Raw genomic sequence first — 19,482 nt, 5'->3', positions numbered from 1 at the left:
AGCAGCAAAGATAATCCCGCCTCCCATGAAGAACATCGTGATTCTGATCTCCGGCAGCGGCTCCAACATGGCCGCGATCGTGCGCGCCGCCGAGCGCGAGCAATGGACGCGGCGCTTTGGGGCGAGGGTCGCCGCGGTGATCAGCAACAAGGCCGACGCCGGCGGGCTGGGAGTCGCCCAGGCGGAGCGCATCGCCACGGCCGTGGTCCCGCACCAGGCGTTCGCAAGCCGTGAGGCTTTCGATGCGGCGCTCGCGGAAGCCATTGACGCGCATGCGCCGGCGCTGGTTGTGCTTGCAGGCTTCATGCGCATCCTGACGCCTCATTTCGTCGCGCGCTACGAGGGGCGCCTCATCAACATCCATCCTTCACTGTTGCCGGCTTTTCCCGGGCTTCACACACATCGACGCGCCATCGAGGCCGGATGTAAGGTGGCGGGGCTGACCGTCCACCAGGTGACCACGGAACTCGACCATGGCACGATCCTGGCCCAGTCGGTGGTCCCGATCCTCCCGGACGACACGCCTGCGAGCCTCGCTGCGCGAGTGCTGACGCAAGAACACAGGGTTTACCCTCGGGCAATCGCGGGCTGGCTGTCAAAAAGGAACTGACGAGGACTCGTTGCCGGTTGGGAGCCCTGCGTTGTTCCAGCGTGACGGGGACCGCCGGCTGAGACAATCACGGCATGCATCCCCGAGCCCTTCTCGAGGCCTGCGCCGACCTGGTCGGCCTGGTCCTCAAATTCGAACATCCCGCCGACCAGGTCGTCTCCCGCTACTTCCGCGATCATCGCGAACTGGGGCCGCGCGAGCGTGCCACGCTGGCCGAGACGGTCTACGCCGTGCTGCGCAAGAAGCTGCTTTTCGATCACCTGTCGCCCTCGGGCAGCGGACCCAAGGAGCGGCGCATGGCGATCCTTGGCTTTTACGGGCCCCGCGATTTCCTCAAGAGCGCACTCAGCGATGTCGAGAAGCGCTGGCTCGACCAGTGCGATGGCGTCAAGCCCGACGACTTGTTGGAGCGCCATCGCCACAACCTTCCGGAGTGGCTCGTCGGGCCGCTGAAAGCGCAATTGGGCGAGGGCTTCTGGCCGCTGGTGCAAAGCCTGCAGCAACCCGCGCCGCTGGATCTCCGTGTCAACGCGCTGACCGACAAGCGACCCGATGTGCAGAAGGAGCTGGCGCTGGCGGGCATCCAGGCGACCGCCACGCCGTACTCGCCGTGGGGCCTGCGCGTCGAAGGGAAGCCGGCGCTCGCCAAACTCGACGCATTCGCCCGGGGCGCTGTCGAAGTGCAGGACGAAGGCTCGCAACTGCTGGCTCTGCTGCTCGATGCCAAGCGCGGCGAAATGGTGGTCGATTTCTGCGCTGGTGCAGGCGGCAAGACGCTTGCGATCGGCGCCACCATGCGCAGCACCGGGCGCCTCTATGCCTTCGACACCTCTGCGCACCGGCTCGTTGCGCTCAAGCCACGGCTGGCGCGCAGCAAGCTGTCGAACGTGCATCCCGCGGCAATCGCCCATGAGCGCGACGAACGCATCAAGCGCTTGGCGGGAAAGATCGACCGGGTGCTGGTGGATGCGCCCTGCTCGGGGTTGGGCACGCTGCGCCGCAATCCCGACCTCAAATGGCGGCAGTCGCCCAAAAGCATCGAAGAACTGACCGCCAAGCAGGCCGCAATCCTGCAGAGCGCCGCGCGGCTCGTGAAGGCCGGCGGGCGCTTGATCTATGCCACCTGCAGCGTGCTGCCGGAGGAGAACGAGGCCATTGCCGAGGCGTTCGGGGCGGCTCATCAGGAGTTCGAGGCACTGGATGTGGCGTCGCTGCTCGGCGCCCTGAAGATTTCCGATTCCGCAAGCCTCTGCGCTGGCGGCGAAGGCGGCGGGCTCTATCTGCGGCTCTGGCCGCATCGTCATTCCACCGACGGTTTCTTTGCCGCAGCCTGGCAGCGGAAGTAGGACGAAGCCCTCAACACTGTCTAATACTTGTTGCAGATCAAGGATTTAGCCCCTTTTTTGGAGCGGCTCCGTTTAAAATCAATGGTTACCAAAAGGCTGCACCTTCGTGCGGCCATGGAGTACCGAATTCAATGTTGCTTCCTGACTCTGCCCTCCTGAGTGCGGCCATCGACTGGCTTGGGAACGGCCTGTGGAATCTCACGTGGTGGCAGGTCGTGCTGTACACGCTGTTCACCACGCACATCACCATCGCTGCGGTCACGATTTTCCTGCATCGCACGCAAACCCACCGGGCCATGGACCTGGGTCCGATCCCTTCTCATTTCTTCCGCTTCTGGCTCTGGCTCGGGACCGGCATGGTGACCAAGGAGTGGGTGGCAATCCATCGCAAGCATCACGCGAAGTGCGAGACTGCGGAAGACCCCCACAGCCCTCAGGTCAAGGGCATCGATGAGGTGTTTTGGCGCGGCGCCGAGCTTTATCGCACCGAGTCGAAGAACAAGGAAACGATGGAGCGTTACGGCCACGGCACTCCGGACGATTGGCTCGAGCGCAATCTTTACTCGCGCTATAGCTGGCAGGGCGTGGGCCTGATGCTGGTGCTCAACCTGGCGCTCTTCGGCGCGCTTGGCTTGGCGGTGTGGGCCGTTCAGATGCTGTGGATCCCGATTACTGCGGCCGGCGTCATCAATGGAATTGGTCACTACTGGGGATACCGCAACTTCGAGGCGCCCGACGCCAGCCGTAACATCATGCCCTGGGGGCTGATCATCGGCGGCGAGGAGTTGCACAACAATCACCACACCTATCCCACCTCGGCCAAATTCTCGGTCAAGAAGTACGAGTTCGACATCGGCTGGATCTATATCAGCCTGATGCAGAAAATCGGCTGGGCGAAGGTCAAGAAGCTGCCGCCGAAGATGCAACTGGGCGACATCCAGCCGGTGGCTAACGAGAAGACGCTGGAAGCCGTCATCGCCAACCGCTACGAAGTGATGGCCGGCTACGCCCGCGAGATGCGCCGCGCCACCAAGCAAGAACTGGCATTGCTCAAGGACAAGGGCGCCGACCTGTCTGCGCTGAAGGCTGCCAAGCGCTGGCTGCATCGCGACGACGACAAGGTGCCGGCAACTGTTCGTTCGAACCTGGTGCAGGCCCGTGCGGCGCACCCGGTTTTGGACAAGATGGTGACGATGCGCGAGGAGCTGCGCCAGCTCTGGCTCAACACCTCGCAGTCGCGCGAGCAGCTGGCCGCCGATCTGGCTGCCTGGTGCCATCGCGCGGAAGCCAGCGGCATTGCGGGGTTGCGCGACTTCTCGACCCGACTCCGTGCTGCCCGCGCCTGATACTTCATCCTGGGGTCAACGCCCCACGTAAAAAGCCGGCGTTTGGGCCGGCTTTTTATTTCGTGCACCTGCAAAGGCAGGCGCAAAAAAAGCCCGCTGTGTCACAGCGGGCTTTCTTACAGGCCGAATTACTTCAGCTTGATTTCCTTGTATTCGACGTGCTTGCGTGCCTTGGGATCGAACTTCATGATCGACATCTTTTCAGGCATCGTCTTCTTGTTCTTGCTGGTGGTGTAGAAGTGGCCGGTACCCGCGGTGGATTCCAGCTTGATCTTTTCGCGTCCGCCTTTGCTCGTTGCCATGGTTCAGCTCCTTAGGCTTGGCCGCGCGCACGCAGGTCTGCGAGCACGGCGTCGATGCCCTTCTTGTCGATCAGGCGCAGCGCGGCGCTCGAAACACGCAGGCGCACCCAGCGGTTTTCACTCTCGACAAAGAAACGGCGGTATTGCAGGTTCGGCAGGAACCGGCGCTTGGTTTTGTTGTTGGCGTGGGAAACGTTGTTCCCGACCATCGGGCCCTTGCCCGTGACTTCGCATACGCGTGCCATGTAGAACACTTTCTTGAACAGCTGGCACCCGGCGCAAGGATTGCGGGGGTGGGTTGCAGCTTGACCTCGCCAGAATCGGGTGGCGGTATCCCGGCTTACCCCGGCTTACCGAGAGCTTCGAACCCAGGACAAGCAAGGGCCCGAAATCAGCAAAGCCTTGGATTATAGCGCTGCCACCCAGGATCGGCTCAAAGGGTCCCGTCCTGCTCCAGAAAACGTTGGGCGTCCAATGCTGCCATGCAGCCGGTGCCAGCGCTGGTGATCGCTTGGCGGTACACATGATCCTGCACATCCCCGGCCGCGAACACGCCCGGGATGCTGGTCATGGTTGCGAAGCCTTGCAAGCCGGAGCGGGTGAGGATGTAGCCATCCTTCATTTCCAGTTGACCCTGGAAGATGTCCGTATTCGGATGATGGCCGATCGCGATAAAGCAGCCCTTGAGGTCGACCTGCTCGGTCGCTCCGCTCTGGATGTTCTTCAGCCGGATGCCGGTGACGCCGGAATCGTCGCCGATCACCTCGTCCAGCGTACTGTGCAGCTTGAGCTCGATCTTGCCTTCCTTGACCTTTTCGTGGAGCTTGTCGATCAGGATCGGCTCGGCGCGGAACTTGTCGCGACGATGCACCAGCGTGACCTTGCTCGCGATGTTCGAGAGATAGAGCGCCTCCTCCACGGCGGTGTTGCCGCCTCCGATGACGCACACTTCCTGCTCGCGGTAGAAGAAGCCGTCGCAGGTCGCGCAGCCGGAAACGCCGCGCCCCATGAAGTGCTGCTCCGAGTCAAGGCCGAGGTACTTGGCTGACGCACCGGTGGCGATCACCAGCGAATCGCAGGTGTAGGTGCCGCTGTCCCCTGTCAGGGTGAAGGGCCGCTTGCTCAGGTCGACCTTGCTGATGTGGTCGAAGACAATTTCCGTTTTGAAGCGCTCGGCATGCTCCAGGAAGCGTTGCATCAGTTCCGGCCCCTGCACGCCATGCACGTCGGCTGGCCAGTTATCGACCTCGGTGGTGGTCATGAGTTGGCCGCCCTGCGCGATGCCGGTGATGAGCAACGGCTGCAAATTGGCGCGTGCCGCATAGACTGCCGCGGTATATCCGGCAGGGCCGGAGCCCAGAATGAGTACCTTCGCGTGGCGTGGAGAGGACGACATGAGTAGAAAACCTAGGTTTGACGCTGCATCAGCGTGTACATTTTCAAGGGTGATAGATATGGAGTATCACCGTTCGGTTCAAGACCGGGCGCAAGGTCTTATCAATGCGTGCGATTGTATTAATGCATGGGCTTTTCAATCGCGCGACAGATCCGGGGATTGATGAATGTCGATGCTGTCCAATCTTGAATTGCTCCGCCGCGTGCCGCTGTTTGCTGCGCTCACGCCGGCTCAATCGGCGAGCATTGCAGATGCAATTGTCAAGAAGCGCTTCAAGCGCGCCGAAATGGTCGTCGAGCAGGGAAAGAAGTCGGATGCGCTCTATATCATCCTCACGGGTCGCGCCCGCGTGATGAGCACAGACAGCCGAGGCCGCGAGGTCATCCTCGCCACGCTGCACCCCGGTGACTACATCGGCGAGATGAGCATGATCGACGACGAGCCGCACTCGGCCACTGTGCGCACCGAGGTCCAGACCGACGTGCTGATGCTCGGGCGCGAGGCCTTCGCCCGCTGTCTGCCCGAGAACTCATCGATGTCCTACAACATCATGCGCGGCCTGGTCTCGCGGCTGCGCCATGCCGATCGCAAGATCGAATCGCTGGCCTTGATGGATGTCTATGGCCGCGTCGCGCGCTCTCTGATCGAGTTCGCGGTCGACGATGGCGCAGGGAACCTGAAGGTGCGTGACAAGATCTCGCGCCAGGACCTGGCCAAGATGGTCGGCGCCTCGCGCGAGATGGTCAGCCGCGTCATGAAGGATCTCGAGGAGCGCGGCTTCGTCCAGACGCAGCCCGATGGCTCCATGATCGTCAAGGAACGACTTTCATCACTTGCGTGACCCACCGGCCGGCACCCTCGCGGCCTGCCGGCGCCTGCATCGCCGGCCCCGATGACAACGCGGCCGCAATGGTGTTCGTTGTAGTTTCAGTGCGCTGCCTGCCCGCTCCCGCTGGGCATCAGCCGTGCCTTCCATGACCTATTCGCTCAATACCCTTCAATCCTCCGCGTCGGGCGAAGCGCAGCCCGTGCGGGCGCGCGCGATGCGCTTCGCGCACGAGATCACGCTGATCGCGGGCTTCGTCGCGCTGCTCTTCTGGCTGCTTGCCATGCTGAGCTTCACGCCCTCAGACGCCGCCTGGTCCACCTCCGGCACTGGCGGCGAGGTCAAGAACTGGGCCGGCCGCATCGGCGCATGGCTGGCCGATGCCAGCTATTTCCTGGCCGGCTACTCGGTCTGGTGGTGCCTTGCTGCCGGCCTGCGCGTGTGGCTGTCCTCGCTGGCCGGCTGGATGCGCGGCGGCGAAACTGCGGCCGAGCAGCTGCCGCGCGGCCGCTTCAACCGCAGCCGTCTGGCTTTCTGGTTCGGCCTGGTGCTCCTGCTGTGCGCCAGCGTGGTGCTCGAGTGGTCGCGCCTCTATCGGCTCGAATCGCATCTGCCCGGCCATGGTGGCGGCGTGCTCGGCTATCTGGTCGGTCCGCTCAGCGTGAAATGGATGGGCTTCACGGGCTCGGCACTGATCGCGATCGCCGCCGGCGTCATCGGCTCGGCCCTCGTGTTCCGCTTCTCCTGGAGCCAGATCGCCGAGCGCATCGGCTCGCGCCTCTATTCGCTGTTCGAGTCCCGCCGCGAGAAGCGCGAGATCGCCGAAGACATCGCCATGGGCAAGAAGGCGGTGCGCGAGCGCGAGGAGCTGGCTTCCGTAGAGCAGGACGACGACCCCGAATCGCCGGGCGAGGAGTTGCGGATCGTGCCGCGCCCCAAGCGGCGACCGCCTGCACCGCCTGTACAGATCGAGCCCGCCATGACCGAGGTGCCGAAGAGCGACCGGGTTGCCAAGGAACGCCAGAAGCCGCTTTTCCGCGAGCTGCCCGACAGCAAGCTGCCTCAGGTGGACCTGCTCGATGCCGCGCAGGGACGCCAGGAAACCGTGTCGGCTGACACGCTGGAAATGACTTCGCGCCTGATCGAAAAGAAGCTGAAGGACTTCGGCGTGGAGGTCCGCGTGGTGCTGGCCTCCCCCGGCCCGGTGATCACGCGCTACGAGATCGAGCCGGCCACCGGCGTCAAGGGTTCGCAGATCGTCAACCTAGCGAAGGACCTGGCGCGCTCGCTGTCGCTGGTCTCCATCCGGGTGGTCGAGACCATCCCGGGCAAGAACTACATGGCGCTCGAGCTGCCCAATGCCAAGCGCCAATCCATCCGCCTCAGCGAGATCCTCGGATCGCAGATCTACAACGAGGGCAAGTCGATGCTCACGATGGGCCTCGGCAAGGACATCATCGGCAACCCGGTCGTTGCCGACCTCGCGAAGATGCCGCACGTGCTGGTGGCGGGCACCACGGGTTCCGGCAAATCCGTGGGCATCAATGCAATGATCCTGAGCCTGCTCTACAAGGCCGAGGCGCGCGATGTGCGCCTGCTCATGATCGACCCGAAGATGCTGGAAATGTCGGTCTACGAGGGCATCCCGCACCTGCTTGCGCCGGTGGTCACCGACATGCGCCAGGCGGCCCACGGTCTCAACTGGTGCGTGGCCGAGATGGAGCGCCGATACAAGCTGATGAGCAAGCTGGGCGTTCGAAACCTTGCGGGCTACAACACCAAGATCGACGAGGCGAAGGCGCGCGAGGAGTTCATCTACAACCCGTTCAGCCTGACGCCGGACGATCCCGAGCCTCTCAAGCGCGAGCCGCACATCGTGGTCGTGATCGATGAACTCGCCGACCTGATGATGGTGGTGGGCAAGAAGATCGAGGAACTGATCGCCCGCCTCGCGCAGAAGGCGCGCGCTGCCGGCATCCACCTGATACTCGCCACGCAGCGGCCCAGCGTGGACGTGATCACCGGCCTGATCAAAGCCAACATTCCCACGCGCATCGCCTTCCAGGTATCGAGCAAGATCGACTCCCGCACCATCCTCGATCAGATGGGTGCCGAGGCGCTGCTGGGCATGGGCGACATGCTCTACATGCCGAGCGGTACCGGTCTGCCGGTGCGCGTGCACGGTGCCTTCGTGAGCGACGACGAGGTACACCGTGTCGTCGCCTACCTCAAGTCCCAAGGGGAACCGGACTACATCGAAGGGGTGCTCGAAGGGGGAACCGTCGACGGCGATGGCGATCTACTCGGTGAAGGCGGCAGCGAAGGCGGCGAAAAGGACCCGATGTACGACCAGGCGGTCGAGATCGTGCTCAAGAACCGCAAAGCCAGCATCTCGCTGGTGCAGCGCCACCTGAAGATCGGATACAACCGCGCTGCGCGGCTGGTCGAGGACATGGAAAATGCCGGGCTGGTGAGCGCGATGAGCGGCAGCGGCCAGCGCGAGATCTTGGTGCCGGCGCGTGCTGAATGACGGATGTGCAGGGATGCTGTTGAAGAAGACACTCGTTGGGATTTTTTGGACGTTGACTGCAGCCGCCGGCGCATGGGCCGGTGGTATCGAGAGCCTTGAAGCCTTCGTGAAGAACGCGAAGTCGGGTCGCGCCGAGTTCACTCAGACCGTGACCGCGCCCGCCAAGGAGGGCCAGCCCTCCCGGGCCAAGGTCTCGAGCGGTACCTTCGAATTCCAGCGGCCGGGCAAATTCAAGTTCGACTACAAGCAGCCCTTTGCACAAAGCATCGTGGCCGACGGCGAGACGCTCTGGCTGTACGACGCTGACCTGAACCAGGTCACGCAGCGCAAGCAATCGCAGGCGCTGGGCTCGACGCCGGCGGCCCTCATCGCTTCCGCGCCCGACCTGCGCGCGCTGCAAGCCGACTTCACGCTCGAGGGCGTCCCCGAACGGGACGGCCTCCAATGGGTCAAGGCGAGTCCGAAGAACAAGGACGGCCAGTTGCAGAGCGTGCAAATCGGCTTTCAGGGCGACGCCTTGGCATCGCTCGAAATTCTCGACAGCTTTGGACAGCGCTCAGTGCTGAAGTTCAGCAAGGTCGAGGTGAATCCTGCACTGCCCGCGAGTACTTTTCAGTTCAAGGCGCCGGCCGGTGCCGACGTGATCCGGCAATAGCCTGCAGGCGGTGATGCCGCCTCGGTCCGCAAGCGTTGTGCAACGCATGCGCGACACTATGGCTTCCATGGCCTCTACCCCCCATCAACCTCTTGCCGAGCGCCTGCGCCCGAAGAACCTGGGCGAGGTCATCGGGCAGCAGCACCTGCTCGGACCGGGCATGCCGCTGCGCATCGCCTTCGAATCGGGTCAGCCGCATTCCTGCATTCTGTGGGGTCCGCCCGGAACCGGCAAAACCACCATCGCGCGGCTGATGGCCGATGCCTTCGATGCGCAGTTCCTCAGCATCAGCGCCGTGCTCGGCGGCGTGAAGGACATCCGCGATGCGGTCGAGCGCGCGACGACGGCGCGAGACGGCCTGGAGCAGCGCCGCACGATTGTTTTCGTCGACGAAGTGCACCGCTTCAACAAGAGCCAGCAGGACGCGTTCCTTCCCCATGTGGAGTCGGGCCTGTTCACCTTCATCGGCGCCACCACCGAGAATCCGTCCTTCGAGGTCAACTCGGCGCTGCTGTCCCGCGCAGCGGTGTACGTGCTGAAGTCGTTGACCGAGGACGACCTGCGTCAAATCATCGCAAGGGCGCAGGACATTCAGGCTGTGCCCGCCGTCGAGCCGAACGCAGTGGAGCGGCTCGTGGCCTACGCAGATGGCGACGCACGCCGGCTGCTCAACACGCTCGAGACCCTCACCGTTGCCGCCGGTGCCGAGAAGCGCGAGGCCATCGGCGACGACTGGCTGTTGCGCGTGCTCGGCGAGCGCATGCGCCGCTACGACAAAGGCGGCGAGCAGTTCTACGACACCATCTCCGCGCTGCACAAGTCGGTGCGCGGCAGCGACCCCGATGCTGCGCTCTACTGGTTCGTGCGCATGCTCGATGGCGGCGCCGACCCGCGCTACATGGCACGCCGGCTGGTGCGGATGGCCAGCGAGGACATCGGCCTGGCCGATCCACGCGCGCTACGGCTGGCGCTCGATGCGGCCGAGGTCTACGAGCGCCTGGGCTCGCCCGAAGGTGAACTGGCGCTGGCCGAATGCGTGGTCTACCTCGCGATCGCGCCCAAGTCGAATGCGGTCTACCAGGCCTACAACGAGGTACGCGCCTTCATCCAGCAGGACGGCACGCGCCCCGTGCCCCTGCACCTGCGCAATGCGCCGACGCGGCTCATGAAGCAGCTCGACTACGGCAAGGGCTATCGCTATGCCCACGACGAGGTCGATGGCTTTGCGGCCGGCGAACGCTATCTGCCCGACGGCATGGAACCTCGGCAGCCCTTCTACCGACCGGTGGAGCGCGGACTCGAGATCCGTATCGGCGAGAAATTGCGAGATTTGCGCAAGCGCAACGAAGACGCGAGCCGCTGATACGAGCTTGCGTTCTGGCGCGCCATCAATGCGCTGCACCAGCGGGAAAACCCCCGTCGTTCCGAGCAAATATGGCGATCCGAGGTGACTACAATCCCGCCCACAAACCCGCCGTCGATACATGCTGGCGGGTTTTTTGCTAAGGGAAACCAGTGCACCCAACCGGCGCACCTGGTACATCGGGCGCCAACCTAGGGCGTCTCATTACAAATAGGGAAATCTCTATGGATATCTTGCTGCAGCAGATCATCAACGGTCTGGTTCTCGGCAGCATGTACGCCTTGATAGCCTTGGGCTACACCATGGTGTACGGCATCATCAACCTCATCAACTTCGCGCACGGTGAAGTCCTCATGGTCGGGGCGCTGACCAGTTGGACCATCATCGGATGGATGCAGACCGCAATGCCTGGCACTCCCGGCTGGATCATCCTCATCCTCGCGCTCATCATTGCCTGTGTGGTCGCTGCCACGCTCAACTTCACGATCGAGAAGGTGGCCTACAGACCACTGCGCAACAGCCCCAAGCTGGCGCCGCTGATCACCGCCATCGGCATGTCGATCCTGCTGCAGACGCTGGCGATGATCATCTGGAAGCCCACCAACAAGGCCTATCCAAACCTGCTGTCCACCACGCCGATCCACGTCGGGGGTGCCGTGATCTCGCCGACCCAGGTCATGATTCTCAGCGTCACCGCTTTCTGCCTTGTGGTGCTGATGTGGCTGGTCAATTACACCAAGCTCGGCCGCGCGATGCGCGCCACCGCCGAAAACCCACGCGTCGCGGCGCTGATGGGTATCCGGCCCGACATGGTCATCTCGGCCACCTTCATCATCGGCGCCGTGCTGGCAGCAGTGGCCGGCGTGATGTATGCGTCCAACTACGGCATCGCGCAGCATGCGATGGGCTTCATCCCCGGCTTGAAGGCCTTTACTGCGGCGGTGTTCGGCGGCATCGGCAACCTGGCAGGCGCAGTGGTCGGCGGCATCCTGCTGGGGCTGATCGAAGCCATCGGCTCAGGCTACATCGGCGCGCTCACCGGCGACGTGCTGGGCAGCCACTACAGCGACATCTTCGCTTTCATCGTGCTGATCATCATGCTTACGCTGCGGCCCTCGGGCCTGCTCGGCGAGCGGGTGGCGGACCGGGCCTGAGGAGGACGCGCCATGAAAGACACGAAAAGAATCGCCTACGTCGTGATCGCGGCCATCGCCCTGCTGGCGCTGCCGCTATTGCTGCAAAGCCAGGGCAATGCGTGGGTGCGCATTGCCGACATCGCGCTGCTCTATGTGCTGCTGGCACTGGGCCTGAATATCGTGGTCGGGTACGCCGGCCTGCTCGATCTTGGTTACGTGGCCTTTTTCGCGATCGGAGCCTACCTCTTTGCGCTGCTCGGCTCGCCGCACCTGACGGACACTTTCCCGGCAGTAAAGGCCATGTTCCCGAACGGCCTGCACAGCTCGCTGCTGCTCGTGATACCGGCGGCTTTCGGGCTTGCCGCGCTGTTCGGCGTGCTGCTGGGCGCGCCCACGCTAAAGCTGCGCGGCGACTACCTCGCGATCGTCACCCTGGGCTTCGGCGAGATCATCCGCGTGTTCCTCAACAACCTGGACCATCCCTTCAACCTCACGAACGGGCCCAAGGGCATCACCGCCATCGACTCGGTGCATTTCTGGGGCCTCAACCTCGGCAAGGCGCTCAAGCTGGGCGACTATGCGATTTCCTCGGTCTCGCTGTACTACTACCTCTTCCTCGCGCTGGTTCTCATCACCATCGTGATCTCGCACCGCCTGCAGCTCTCGCGCGTCGGCCGCGCCTGGATGGCAATCCGCGAGGACGAGATTGCCGCCAAGGCGATGGGCATCAACACGCGCAACATGAAGCTGTTGGCCTTCGGCATGGGCGCCAGCTTTGGTGGCGTTTCTGGCGCCATGTTCGCGGCTTTCCAGGGCTTCGTCTCGCCAGAATCCTTCAGCCTGATGGAGTCGGTGATGATCGTCGCCATGGTGGTGCTGGGCGGCATCGGCCATTTGCCGGGCGTGATATTGGGCGCAGTGCTGCTGGCTGCATTGCCCGAAGTGCTGCGCTACGTGGCAGGGCCGCTTCAGGCCATGACCGATGGGCGCCTCGACGCCTCGATCCTGCGCCAGCTCTTCATCGCGCTGGCCATGATTGTCATCATGCTGGTACGTCCGCGCGGCCTCTGGCCGTCGCCGGAGCATGGCAAGTCGCTGCTGCGCAAGGGCGCTGCGCCCGCGCCGACATCCGGCATGCCTGCTAGCGCGCCGGGCATCGACACGCCTGCCGACGAGCTCCCTGGTGCTGCCTCGCGCCCCATGTCCATCAATCCGTGAGCGAGAGGAGCACCAGCATGACTGACACCATCCTCGACGTCCGCGGCATCTCCAAGCGCTTCGGCGGCCTGCAGGCACTGTCCGATGTGGGCATGAAGATCACCCGCGGTCAGGTTTATGGGCTGATCGGGCCCAACGGCGCCGGCAAGACCACTTTCTTCAACGTCATTACCGGCTTGTACACGCCCGACAGCGGCAGCTTCGAGCTGGGCGGCAAGCCCTACCAGCCCACCGCCGTGCACGAGGTCGCCAAGGCCGGCATTGCGCGCACCTTCCAGAATATCCGCCTGTTCTCGGAAATGACCGCGCTGGAAAACGTGATGGTCGGCCGCCACGTGCGCACGAATTCGGGCGTGCTGGGTGCCGTTTTGCGCACAGCCCGTTTCAAAGCCGAAGAGGAGGCGATTGCCAAACGTGCGTACGAACTGCTCGACTACGTAGGCATCGCCAAATACGCCGACTACAAGGCGCGCACGCTGAGCTACGGCGACCAGCGCCGCCTCGAAATCGCCCGCGCGCTTGCCACCGACCCGCAACTGATTGCGCTCGACGAACCCGCGGCCGGTATGAATGCCACCGAGAAGGTGCTGCTGCGTGAGCTGATCGATCGCATCCGCAAGGACGACCGCACCATCCTGCTGATCGAACACGATGTGAAGTTGGTGATGGGCCTGTGCGACCGCGTGACGGTGCTCGACTACGGCAAGCAGATCGCCGAAGGCACACCGGCGGACGTTCAGAGAAACGAAAAGGTGATCGAGGCCTACCTCGGCACGGGAGGACATTGAAATGGCACAAACGCTTTTGAAAGTGAGCGGCCTGAAGGTCGCCTACGGCGGCATCCAGGCGGTAAAGGGCATCGATTTCGAGGTGCGAGAAGGTGAGCTCGTCTCCCTCATCGGCTCCAACGGCGCCGGTAAAACCACCACCATGAAGGCCATCACCGGAACCTTGCCCTTCATCGCCGGTGGCATCGAGTTCCTCGGCAAGAGCATCAAGGGCCGGGGCGCCTGGGATCTGGTGGGCGAAGGCCTGGTGATGGTGCCCGAGGGGCGCGGCGTGTTCACGCGCATGACCATCACCGAGAACCTGCAGATCGGCGCCTACATCCGCAAGGACAAAGCCGAGATCGCCAAGGACATCGACCGCGTGTTCGCCACCTTCCCACGCTTGAAGGAGCGCGCCACGCAGCTGGCCGGCACGATGTCCGGCGGCGAGCAGCAGATGCTGGCGATGGGCCGGGCGCTGATGGCACGCCCCAAGGTCCTGTTGCTCGACGAGCCCTCGATGGGCTTGTCGCCGATCATGGTCGACAAGATCTTCGAGGTGGTGAAGCAGGTCTACGCTCAGGGTGTCACCGTGTTGCTGGTGGAGCAGAACGCCAGCCGCGCCTTGCAGCTGGCCGATCGCGGCTACGTCATGGAATCGGGGTTGATCACCATGAGCGGCGATGCGAAGGTGATGCTGAGCGATCCAAAAGTTCGCGCGGCGTACCTGGGTGAATAGGCCCAGGTGCCGCTGCGGCGGCTGACCTCAATCGACCTTCGCGCCAGTGGCCTTGACCACCTTCTCGTACTTCGCGAGTTCGCCTTTCATGAAGGCGCCGAACTGATCCGGCGTGTTCGCGACCGGCTCGGCCAGCAGCGAGGCGAAGCGGGTCTTCGTCTCGGGCGAGTTGAGCGCCGCGACGAAGGCGCGGTTGAGCTTGTCCAGCACAGGCGCCGGCGTGCCGGCCGGTGCCACCAGGCCCCACCATGTGTCGATGGCGAAGCCCTTGAGCGTGCTGGCAACTGTCGGCACCTCGGGGAGCGCGCTGCTGCGCTCGGCGGTGGTCACCGCGATTGCTTTCAGCTTGCCCGAGCGGATGTTCGGCGCCGCGGTCGCGAGATTGTCGAAGTTGAAGTCGACCTGGCCTGAGAGCAGTGCAAGCTGCGCCGGATTGCCGCCGTTGTAGGGAATATGCACGGCGAAGATGCCGGCTTCCTTCTTGAACATCTCGCCCGCCAGGTGGCCGGCGCTGCCGTTGCCGCCGCTGCCGTAGTTGAGCTTGCCGGGGTTGGCCTTGGCGTAGGCGATCAGGTCGCGCAGGTTGTTGATCTTCAGGCGCTGCGCGGTTTCTGCATTCATCACCAGCACGTTCGGCACCCGCACCATCTGCGTAATGGGCGCGAAGGCAGTGGCGGCGTCGAAGGGCATCCTGCTGTAGAGCCACGGGTTGACCGCGTTGGTGGCGGTCGCCGCGATGCCGATCGTGAGGCCGTCAGGTGCAGCCTTCGCGACCGCGTCGGCACCGATGTTGCCGCCAGCGCCTGGCTTGTTGTCGATGATGACGGGCCCGAGTGTGTCCTTTACCCGCTCGGCCAGTACGCGGGCGGTGACATCGATCGGACCGCCGGCAGCGTAGGGGACCACCAGCCGGATAGGGTGTTGTGCCGACTGGGCGGAAACGTGGGTGGTGGTGGCGAGGAGGGCCGTGGAGGCGAGGAGGGTGAGGAGGAAGTCTCTGGTTTTCATACATCCGATTGTGCGTGGACACGAAGCGGCGAGGCCTCGGTATTACTCCCTCTCCCGCTCAAGGCTGCGCCTTGTCCGCCTCGGTCGTGAACGCATCCGCGAAAAACTCGTCCTCCGGCAACCCTCGCTGTGCCACGTAGTCCCGCTTCGCCGACTCGACCACGATGGGCGCGCCGCAGGCGTACACCTGATGGGCGGACAGGTCCGTGAAGTCCTCCATGACCGCCGCGTGCACGAAGCCGGTCCGTCCGCGCCAATCGTCGTCTGGCACTGCATTCGAGATCACCGGGACATAGCGCAAGCCGGGCATTGCCTCCATCGCCGACCGCACCCAGTCATCCATGTACAGGTCTTCGGGCCGCCGCCCGCCCCAGTAGAGAACGGCCGGCCGATCGATGGCCTTGAACTTCATGTGCTCCAGCAGCGCCTTGATTGGCGCGAAGCCGGTGCCCGAGGCCAGCAGGATCATCGGCTTGTCGGAGTCCTCGCGCAGGAAGAAGCTGCCGTACGGTCCCTCGATCCGCAGGATCTCCTTTTCCTTCATGGCACCGAACACGTGGTCCGTGAACTTGCCACCGGGCAGATGCCGGATGTGCAACTCGATGCCGGTGCCCGGCACGCCCAGGGTGTGCGGCGCATTCGCCATCGAGTAACTGCGCCGCGTGCCGTCGCGCAGGATGAACTCGACGTACTGGCCCGCGTGGAACTGCAGCGGCTCGCCCGCCGGCAGCTGCAGGCGCAGCATCACCACGTCGTGTGACTTCTTGACGATGGACTGCACGCGCACCGGCATCTTGCGGATCGGGAAGGCATTGGCGTCGGTGACCTGGCGCGATTCCAGCACCACATCGCTGCGTGCTGTCGCGCAGCAGGTCAGCACATAGCCAGCCGCCTCTTCTTCCGCGCTCAGCGCCTTGCTCTGATGCATGCGCAGCGTGATCTCGCCGGAGAGCTTCTTGCACTTGCAGGAACCGCAGGCGCCGTCCTTGCAGCCGTAGGGCAGGCCGATGCCCTGGCGGATGCCGGCCGCGAGAATGGTTTCGTCTGCGTGCGCGATGAAATGCCGTCCACTCGGCTCGACCGTGATGTGAAAGCCCGCCTCGTCCGGCGCTGCGCTCGTCATGGGTATTCTTCGACTCTTGTTCAGCAAAAGGGAACCGATTTTGCCCGCATTCAACAGCCCGTTCGGCAGCAGGCCTACCCGCTTTCGCCGCGAGCGCGTGCTCGTGGTCGGCTGCGGCGACGTCGGCCTGCGGGCGGCAAGCGCCCTGCGCGGCCGCGTACGCCTGATCGCGCTGACCTCTTCGCCCGACCGGGTGGTCGCGCTGCGGGAGGCCGGCCTCACGCCGATCGTGGCCGATCTCGATCGGCCGGCGACCTTGCGCCGCCTCTCGGGTCTGGCCACGCGCGTGCTGCACCTCGCGCCGCCCCCCCGCGTCGAAGGCGCGCACTGGTGGCGTGACGCCCGCACTTCCTCGCTGGTGCGGGCACTGCGCCTGCGCACGCTGCCGGCTGCACTCGTTTATGGCTCGACCAGCGGCGTCTACGGTGACTGCGGCGGGGCGCGCGTCGACGAGACACGCCCAGTGCGGCCCGACACGGCGCGGGCGCACCGCCGCGTCGATGCCGAGCGGGTCGTGCGCTGGCTGGGCCGCGCCGGCGTCGCCACGCGCATCCTGCGCATTCCCGGCATCTACGCGCCGGATCGCGAAGGCGGCACCCCGCGCGAGCGACTGCACAAGCGCACGCCGGTGCTGCGCACCGAGGACGACGTCTACACCAATCACATCCACGCCGACGACCTGGCGCGCGCGTGCGTGGCGGCGCTGTGGCGCGGCGGCCCTCAGCGCGTGTTCCATGTGAACGACGACAGCGACCTCAAGATCGGCGACTACATGGATCTCGCGGCCGATCTCTATGGCCTGCCGCGCCCGCCTCGCATCACGCGCGAGGAAGCCCGGACGCAATTGCCTTTGTCTCAGATGAGCTTCATGAGCGAGTCACGCCGGCTGGACAACAAGCGGCTCAAGCAAGAGCTGCGGGTGCGCTTGCAGTATCCGACCGTTGCCACGGGCCTGCTGCCCTGAACAGTTCAAAGAACCGACCCAGAACTGAGAAAGCGCAACAGCATGCCGCCAACTCACGCCACACGTCTGATCACTTCGCGCCTGATCCTTCGCCCTTGGCAGGACGAGGACCTCGAGCCCTTCGCTCGCCTGAATGCGGATGAGCGCGCGACACAGTACCTGCTGCATCGGTTGACCCGTGCCGAGAGCGACGCGCTGGTCGCGCGCATCGCCGCCCACTTCGAGCGCGAGGGCTTCGGCCTCTGGGCGGTGGAGGCGCCGGGTGTCGCGCCTCTGGTGGGCGCAGTCGGTTTGCTGGTGCCCGGCTTCAGCGCACCATTCACGCCATGCGTGGAGATCGGCTGGCGCCTGGCCCCTGCCTTCTGGGGCCGCGGCTTCGCAACCGAAGCGGCCCGCGCTGCGCTGGCCTTCGGCTTCGAGAGGGCGGGACTGGACGAGATCGTTGCTTTCACCGTGCCGGCCAATACACGCTCGCGTGCCGTCATGCAGCGGCTTGGCATGACGCACTCACCAGCCGACGATTTCAACCATCCGCGGGTGCCCGCAAACCATCGCCTGCTGCGGCATGTCCTCTACAGGCTATCGAAAAAGGCGTGGCGCGCCTCTACCGTGCAAGCACGGCGTTAAACAAAACGGGCCGTGAGGCCCGTCTTCTTCTATTCGCTTTTCACTCGTCCAGGGCTCAGAGGCCCGCCTGACGCGTGAACGACACCTTCGGCCTCTTGTAAGCGGCGGGGACTTCGTCGCGATAGAAGGCGCGGCGGTCGAGGCTCGCGAACGGATCGTGTGCCTTGGCTACGGCTTCCGCACGCACTTGAGAGCGATCGGCCGTAGAGTCGAAGGTCTGAGCGCCGGCACTTGCGCCGTCGGCATAGAGGTTGCCGGCGCGCGCGGCCGCAACCGCTTGCGTGGCCACTTCGCTTCGGCTGGCCGAGGAGGTCAGCGAGTGCACGCCTTCGTAGGTTTCAGCTTGTGCCCCGGCGACGGCCAGAAGCGAAAAGGCTGCAGTAGCGATGAGTTTCGAGGCATTCATTTCAGGTCCTTCAGATGGGTTGTCGATGGGGACTAGTTTGAGACGAACGCCCCTCGAAAAAACACCGTGCTTTGAACCGCGGTGTTCGCAGGCTGGAAACAATCGAGGCATTGCCCAGCGGAGCGCGTGACGCTGCGCGGCACGCGTGAGCTCTCTTGAAGCGCGTCCTGCCCAACCGGGCAGTAGCCACGCGGCGGCGAGCTTTCGACAATGCTGAGCATTCAAGGAGCTGCGATGTCGAAGGTTTTTTCCCCGTCTCCGCTTGAGGTGATGTCGACTTCGGCGGCCGATGCTGTGAGCGCCGTCGCGGCCAGCGTGCTCGCGATCCAGACGCGCAACGCGCGCGCCAGCGGATTCGTTTGGCGGCCCGGATGGGTCGTGACTTCCGAGGAAGGTCTGCCGGAAGACGAGGAGGCCGAACTCCAGCTGTCCGGCGGCGCGATGGTCGCGGCCAAGGTAGCGGGGCGCGACCCCACTACCGATGTGCTGCTGCTGCGCTGCGATGGCGTAACGGCGCCGCCGGTGGTCTTCGATGCCGGGCCGCTGCGTGCCGGCGAGATGGTGCTCGCCGTCGGCGCGCGCGAGGGCCTGCCACTGGTGGCGGGCGGGCTGGTCTCGCTGGCCGGGCCGGCATGGCGCAGCCTGCGCGGTGGGGAGATCGACGCGCGCGTCGAGCTCGACCTGCAGCTGCAACTCGGCGCGGAGGGAGGCATCGTGCTCAATGCAAAGGGTCATGCGGCCGGCATGGCGGTGTTCGGTCCGCGACGGCGCGTGCTGCTCATCCCCGCGGCCACGATCGAGCGCGTTGCCGCGCAGCTTCTGTCGCACGGCCGCATCCCGCGCGGTTATCTCGGGCTGAGCCTGCAGCCGGTGCGAGTGGACGCAGGGAGTGTCGGCGCGATGGTGATGAGCGTCGCGGAGCCGGGGCCCGGCGCATCGGCCGGGGTTCGGCAGGGCGACGTCATCGTGGCATTGAACGGGCAGCCGATTCGCAGCGTGCCCCTGCTGCTGCGCGCCCTGGGTCCGGCGAGCGTAGGGACGGTCCTCGTGCTGTCTCTGCGGCGCGCAGGCGAGGCAATGGAGGCACGGCTGACGGTGGGGGAGCGGCCGGCAGATTGAG

General features: G+C 64.6%; 20 protein-coding genes. 14 read left to right on the top strand and 6 right to left on the bottom strand.

All coding sequences use genetic code 11. From position 1 onward, the window contains the following. Positions 1-25 precede the first annotated feature (25 nt). The 3 genes from purN to G3W89_RS22855 all read left to right on the top strand — a co-directional run bounded on the left by purN (position 26) and on the right by G3W89_RS22855 (position 3,302). On the top strand, positions 26-610 hold the full coding sequence (purN, locus tag G3W89_RS22865) for a phosphoribosylglycinamide formyltransferase (RefSeq protein ID WP_162576309.1): 585 nt from the start codon (positions 26-28) through the stop codon (positions 608-610). Between the two features lie 74 nt (positions 611-684). After that, complete coding sequence (locus G3W89_RS22860; RefSeq protein WP_162576308.1) at positions 685-1,956, top strand: RsmB/NOP family class I SAM-dependent RNA methyltransferase; 1,272 nt, start codon at positions 685-687, stop codon at positions 1,954-1,956. Between the two features lie 131 nt (positions 1,957-2,087). Continuing rightward, entirely contained in the window at positions 2,088-3,302 is a 1,215-nt protein-coding gene (locus G3W89_RS22855; RefSeq protein WP_162576307.1) for a DesA family fatty acid desaturase, read from the top strand. A 128-nt stretch (positions 3,303-3,430) separates the two neighbouring features. Here G3W89_RS22855 and rpmG read toward each other — a convergent pair whose 3' ends face one another. The 3 genes from rpmG to trxB form a co-directional block, all read right to left on the bottom strand. Further along, positions 3,431-3,604, bottom strand: a complete 174-nt coding sequence (gene rpmG, locus G3W89_RS22850) for a 50S ribosomal protein L33 (RefSeq protein WP_007830291.1) — start codon at positions 3,602-3,604, stop codon at positions 3,431-3,433. 11 nt (positions 3,605-3,615) lie between these two features. After that, positions 3,616-3,849 (bottom strand): 50S ribosomal protein L28, encoded by a 234-nt coding sequence (rpmB, locus tag G3W89_RS22845; RefSeq protein ID WP_162576306.1) that lies wholly within the window; start codon positions 3,847-3,849, stop codon positions 3,616-3,618. Between the two features lie 188 nt (positions 3,850-4,037). Further along, positions 4,038-5,000 (bottom strand): thioredoxin-disulfide reductase, encoded by a 963-nt coding sequence (gene trxB, locus G3W89_RS22840; RefSeq protein WP_162576305.1) that lies wholly within the window; start codon positions 4,998-5,000, stop codon positions 4,038-4,040. 166 nt (positions 5,001-5,166) lie between these two features. On the opposite strand from trxB, the gene G3W89_RS22835 reads away from it, so the two are divergent. The 8 genes from G3W89_RS22835 to G3W89_RS22800 all read left to right on the top strand — a co-directional run bounded on the left by G3W89_RS22835 (position 5,167) and on the right by G3W89_RS22800 (position 14,234). Continuing rightward, on the top strand, positions 5,167-5,841 hold the full coding sequence (locus G3W89_RS22835) for a Crp/Fnr family transcriptional regulator (protein WP_162576304.1): 675 nt from the start codon (positions 5,167-5,169) through the stop codon (positions 5,839-5,841). Between the two features lie 133 nt (positions 5,842-5,974). Beyond that, on the top strand, positions 5,975-8,356 hold the full coding sequence (locus G3W89_RS22830; RefSeq protein WP_162576303.1) for a DNA translocase FtsK: 2,382 nt from the start codon (positions 5,975-5,977) through the stop codon (positions 8,354-8,356). A gap of 13 nt (positions 8,357-8,369) precedes the next feature. After that, positions 8,370-9,011 carry an outer membrane lipoprotein chaperone LolA gene (gene lolA, locus G3W89_RS22825; protein WP_162576302.1) on the top strand — a complete coding sequence of 214 codons (642 nt, stop codon included), beginning with the start codon at positions 8,370-8,372 and terminating at the stop codon, positions 9,009-9,011. A 67-nt stretch (positions 9,012-9,078) separates the two neighbouring features. Beyond that, positions 9,079-10,374: a replication-associated recombination protein A gene (locus tag G3W89_RS22820; RefSeq protein WP_162576301.1), complete on the top strand. Its 1,296-nt coding sequence runs from the start codon at positions 9,079-9,081 to the stop codon at positions 10,372-10,374. 224 nt (positions 10,375-10,598) lie between these two features. Next, positions 10,599-11,528 carry a branched-chain amino acid ABC transporter permease gene (locus tag G3W89_RS22815; RefSeq protein WP_068681425.1) on the top strand — a complete coding sequence of 310 codons (930 nt, stop codon included), beginning with the start codon at positions 10,599-10,601 and terminating at the stop codon, positions 11,526-11,528. A 12-nt stretch (positions 11,529-11,540) separates the two neighbouring features. Continuing rightward, on the top strand, positions 11,541-12,728 hold the full coding sequence (locus G3W89_RS22810) for a branched-chain amino acid ABC transporter permease (protein ID WP_162576300.1): 1,188 nt from the start codon (positions 11,541-11,543) through the stop codon (positions 12,726-12,728). 17 nt (positions 12,729-12,745) lie between these two features. After that, positions 12,746-13,516, top strand: a complete 771-nt coding sequence (locus tag G3W89_RS22805) for an ABC transporter ATP-binding protein (protein ID WP_162576299.1) — start codon at positions 12,746-12,748, stop codon at positions 13,514-13,516. Position 13,517: 1 nt separating this feature from the next. Then, positions 13,518-14,234 carry an ABC transporter ATP-binding protein gene (locus G3W89_RS22800; RefSeq protein ID WP_162576298.1) on the top strand — a complete coding sequence of 239 codons (717 nt, stop codon included), beginning with the start codon at positions 13,518-13,520 and terminating at the stop codon, positions 14,232-14,234. Positions 14,235-14,261: 27 nt separating this feature from the next. On the opposite strand, the gene G3W89_RS22795 is transcribed toward G3W89_RS22800, so the two are convergent. Then, positions 14,262-15,242 carry a Bug family tripartite tricarboxylate transporter substrate binding protein gene (locus tag G3W89_RS22795; protein ID WP_162576297.1) on the bottom strand — a complete coding sequence of 327 codons (981 nt, stop codon included), beginning with the start codon at positions 15,240-15,242 and terminating at the stop codon, positions 14,262-14,264. 58 nt (positions 15,243-15,300) lie between these two features. Beyond that, on the bottom strand, positions 15,301-16,365 hold the full coding sequence (locus G3W89_RS22790; protein ID WP_162576296.1) for a CDP-6-deoxy-delta-3,4-glucoseen reductase: 1,065 nt from the start codon (positions 16,363-16,365) through the stop codon (positions 15,301-15,303). Between the two features lie 40 nt (positions 16,366-16,405). Between G3W89_RS22790 and G3W89_RS22785 the strand changes: the two genes are divergently transcribed. Both G3W89_RS22785 and G3W89_RS22780 read left to right on the top strand, forming a co-directional pair. Then, entirely contained in the window at positions 16,406-17,329 is a 924-nt protein-coding gene (locus G3W89_RS22785) for an SDR family oxidoreductase (RefSeq protein WP_162576295.1), read from the top strand. A 42-nt stretch (positions 17,330-17,371) separates the two neighbouring features. Then, on the top strand, positions 17,372-17,956 hold the full coding sequence (locus G3W89_RS22780) for a GNAT family N-acetyltransferase (RefSeq protein WP_162576294.1): 585 nt from the start codon (positions 17,372-17,374) through the stop codon (positions 17,954-17,956). A 55-nt stretch (positions 17,957-18,011) separates the two neighbouring features. On the opposite strand, the gene G3W89_RS22775 is transcribed toward G3W89_RS22780, so the two are convergent. Further along, positions 18,012-18,362: an alpha/beta hydrolase gene (locus G3W89_RS22775; protein WP_162576293.1), complete on the bottom strand. Its 351-nt coding sequence runs from the start codon at positions 18,360-18,362 to the stop codon at positions 18,012-18,014. Positions 18,363-18,596: 234 nt separating this feature from the next. Here G3W89_RS22775 and G3W89_RS22770 point away from each other — a divergent pair, with 234 nt between their 5' ends. Then, entirely contained in the window at positions 18,597-19,481 is an 885-nt protein-coding gene (locus G3W89_RS22770) for a S1C family serine protease (RefSeq protein WP_162576292.1), read from the top strand. The last annotated feature ends 1 nt before the right edge of the window (position 19,482 follow it).

The organism is Variovorax sp. PBL-H6, assembly GCF_901827155.1.
Taxonomy (GTDB): Bacteria; Pseudomonadota; Gammaproteobacteria; order Burkholderiales; family Burkholderiaceae_C; genus Variovorax.
The sequence above is the reverse complement of the archived record's forward strand: the minus strand, read 5'-3'. Positions and strand labels throughout refer to the sequence as shown.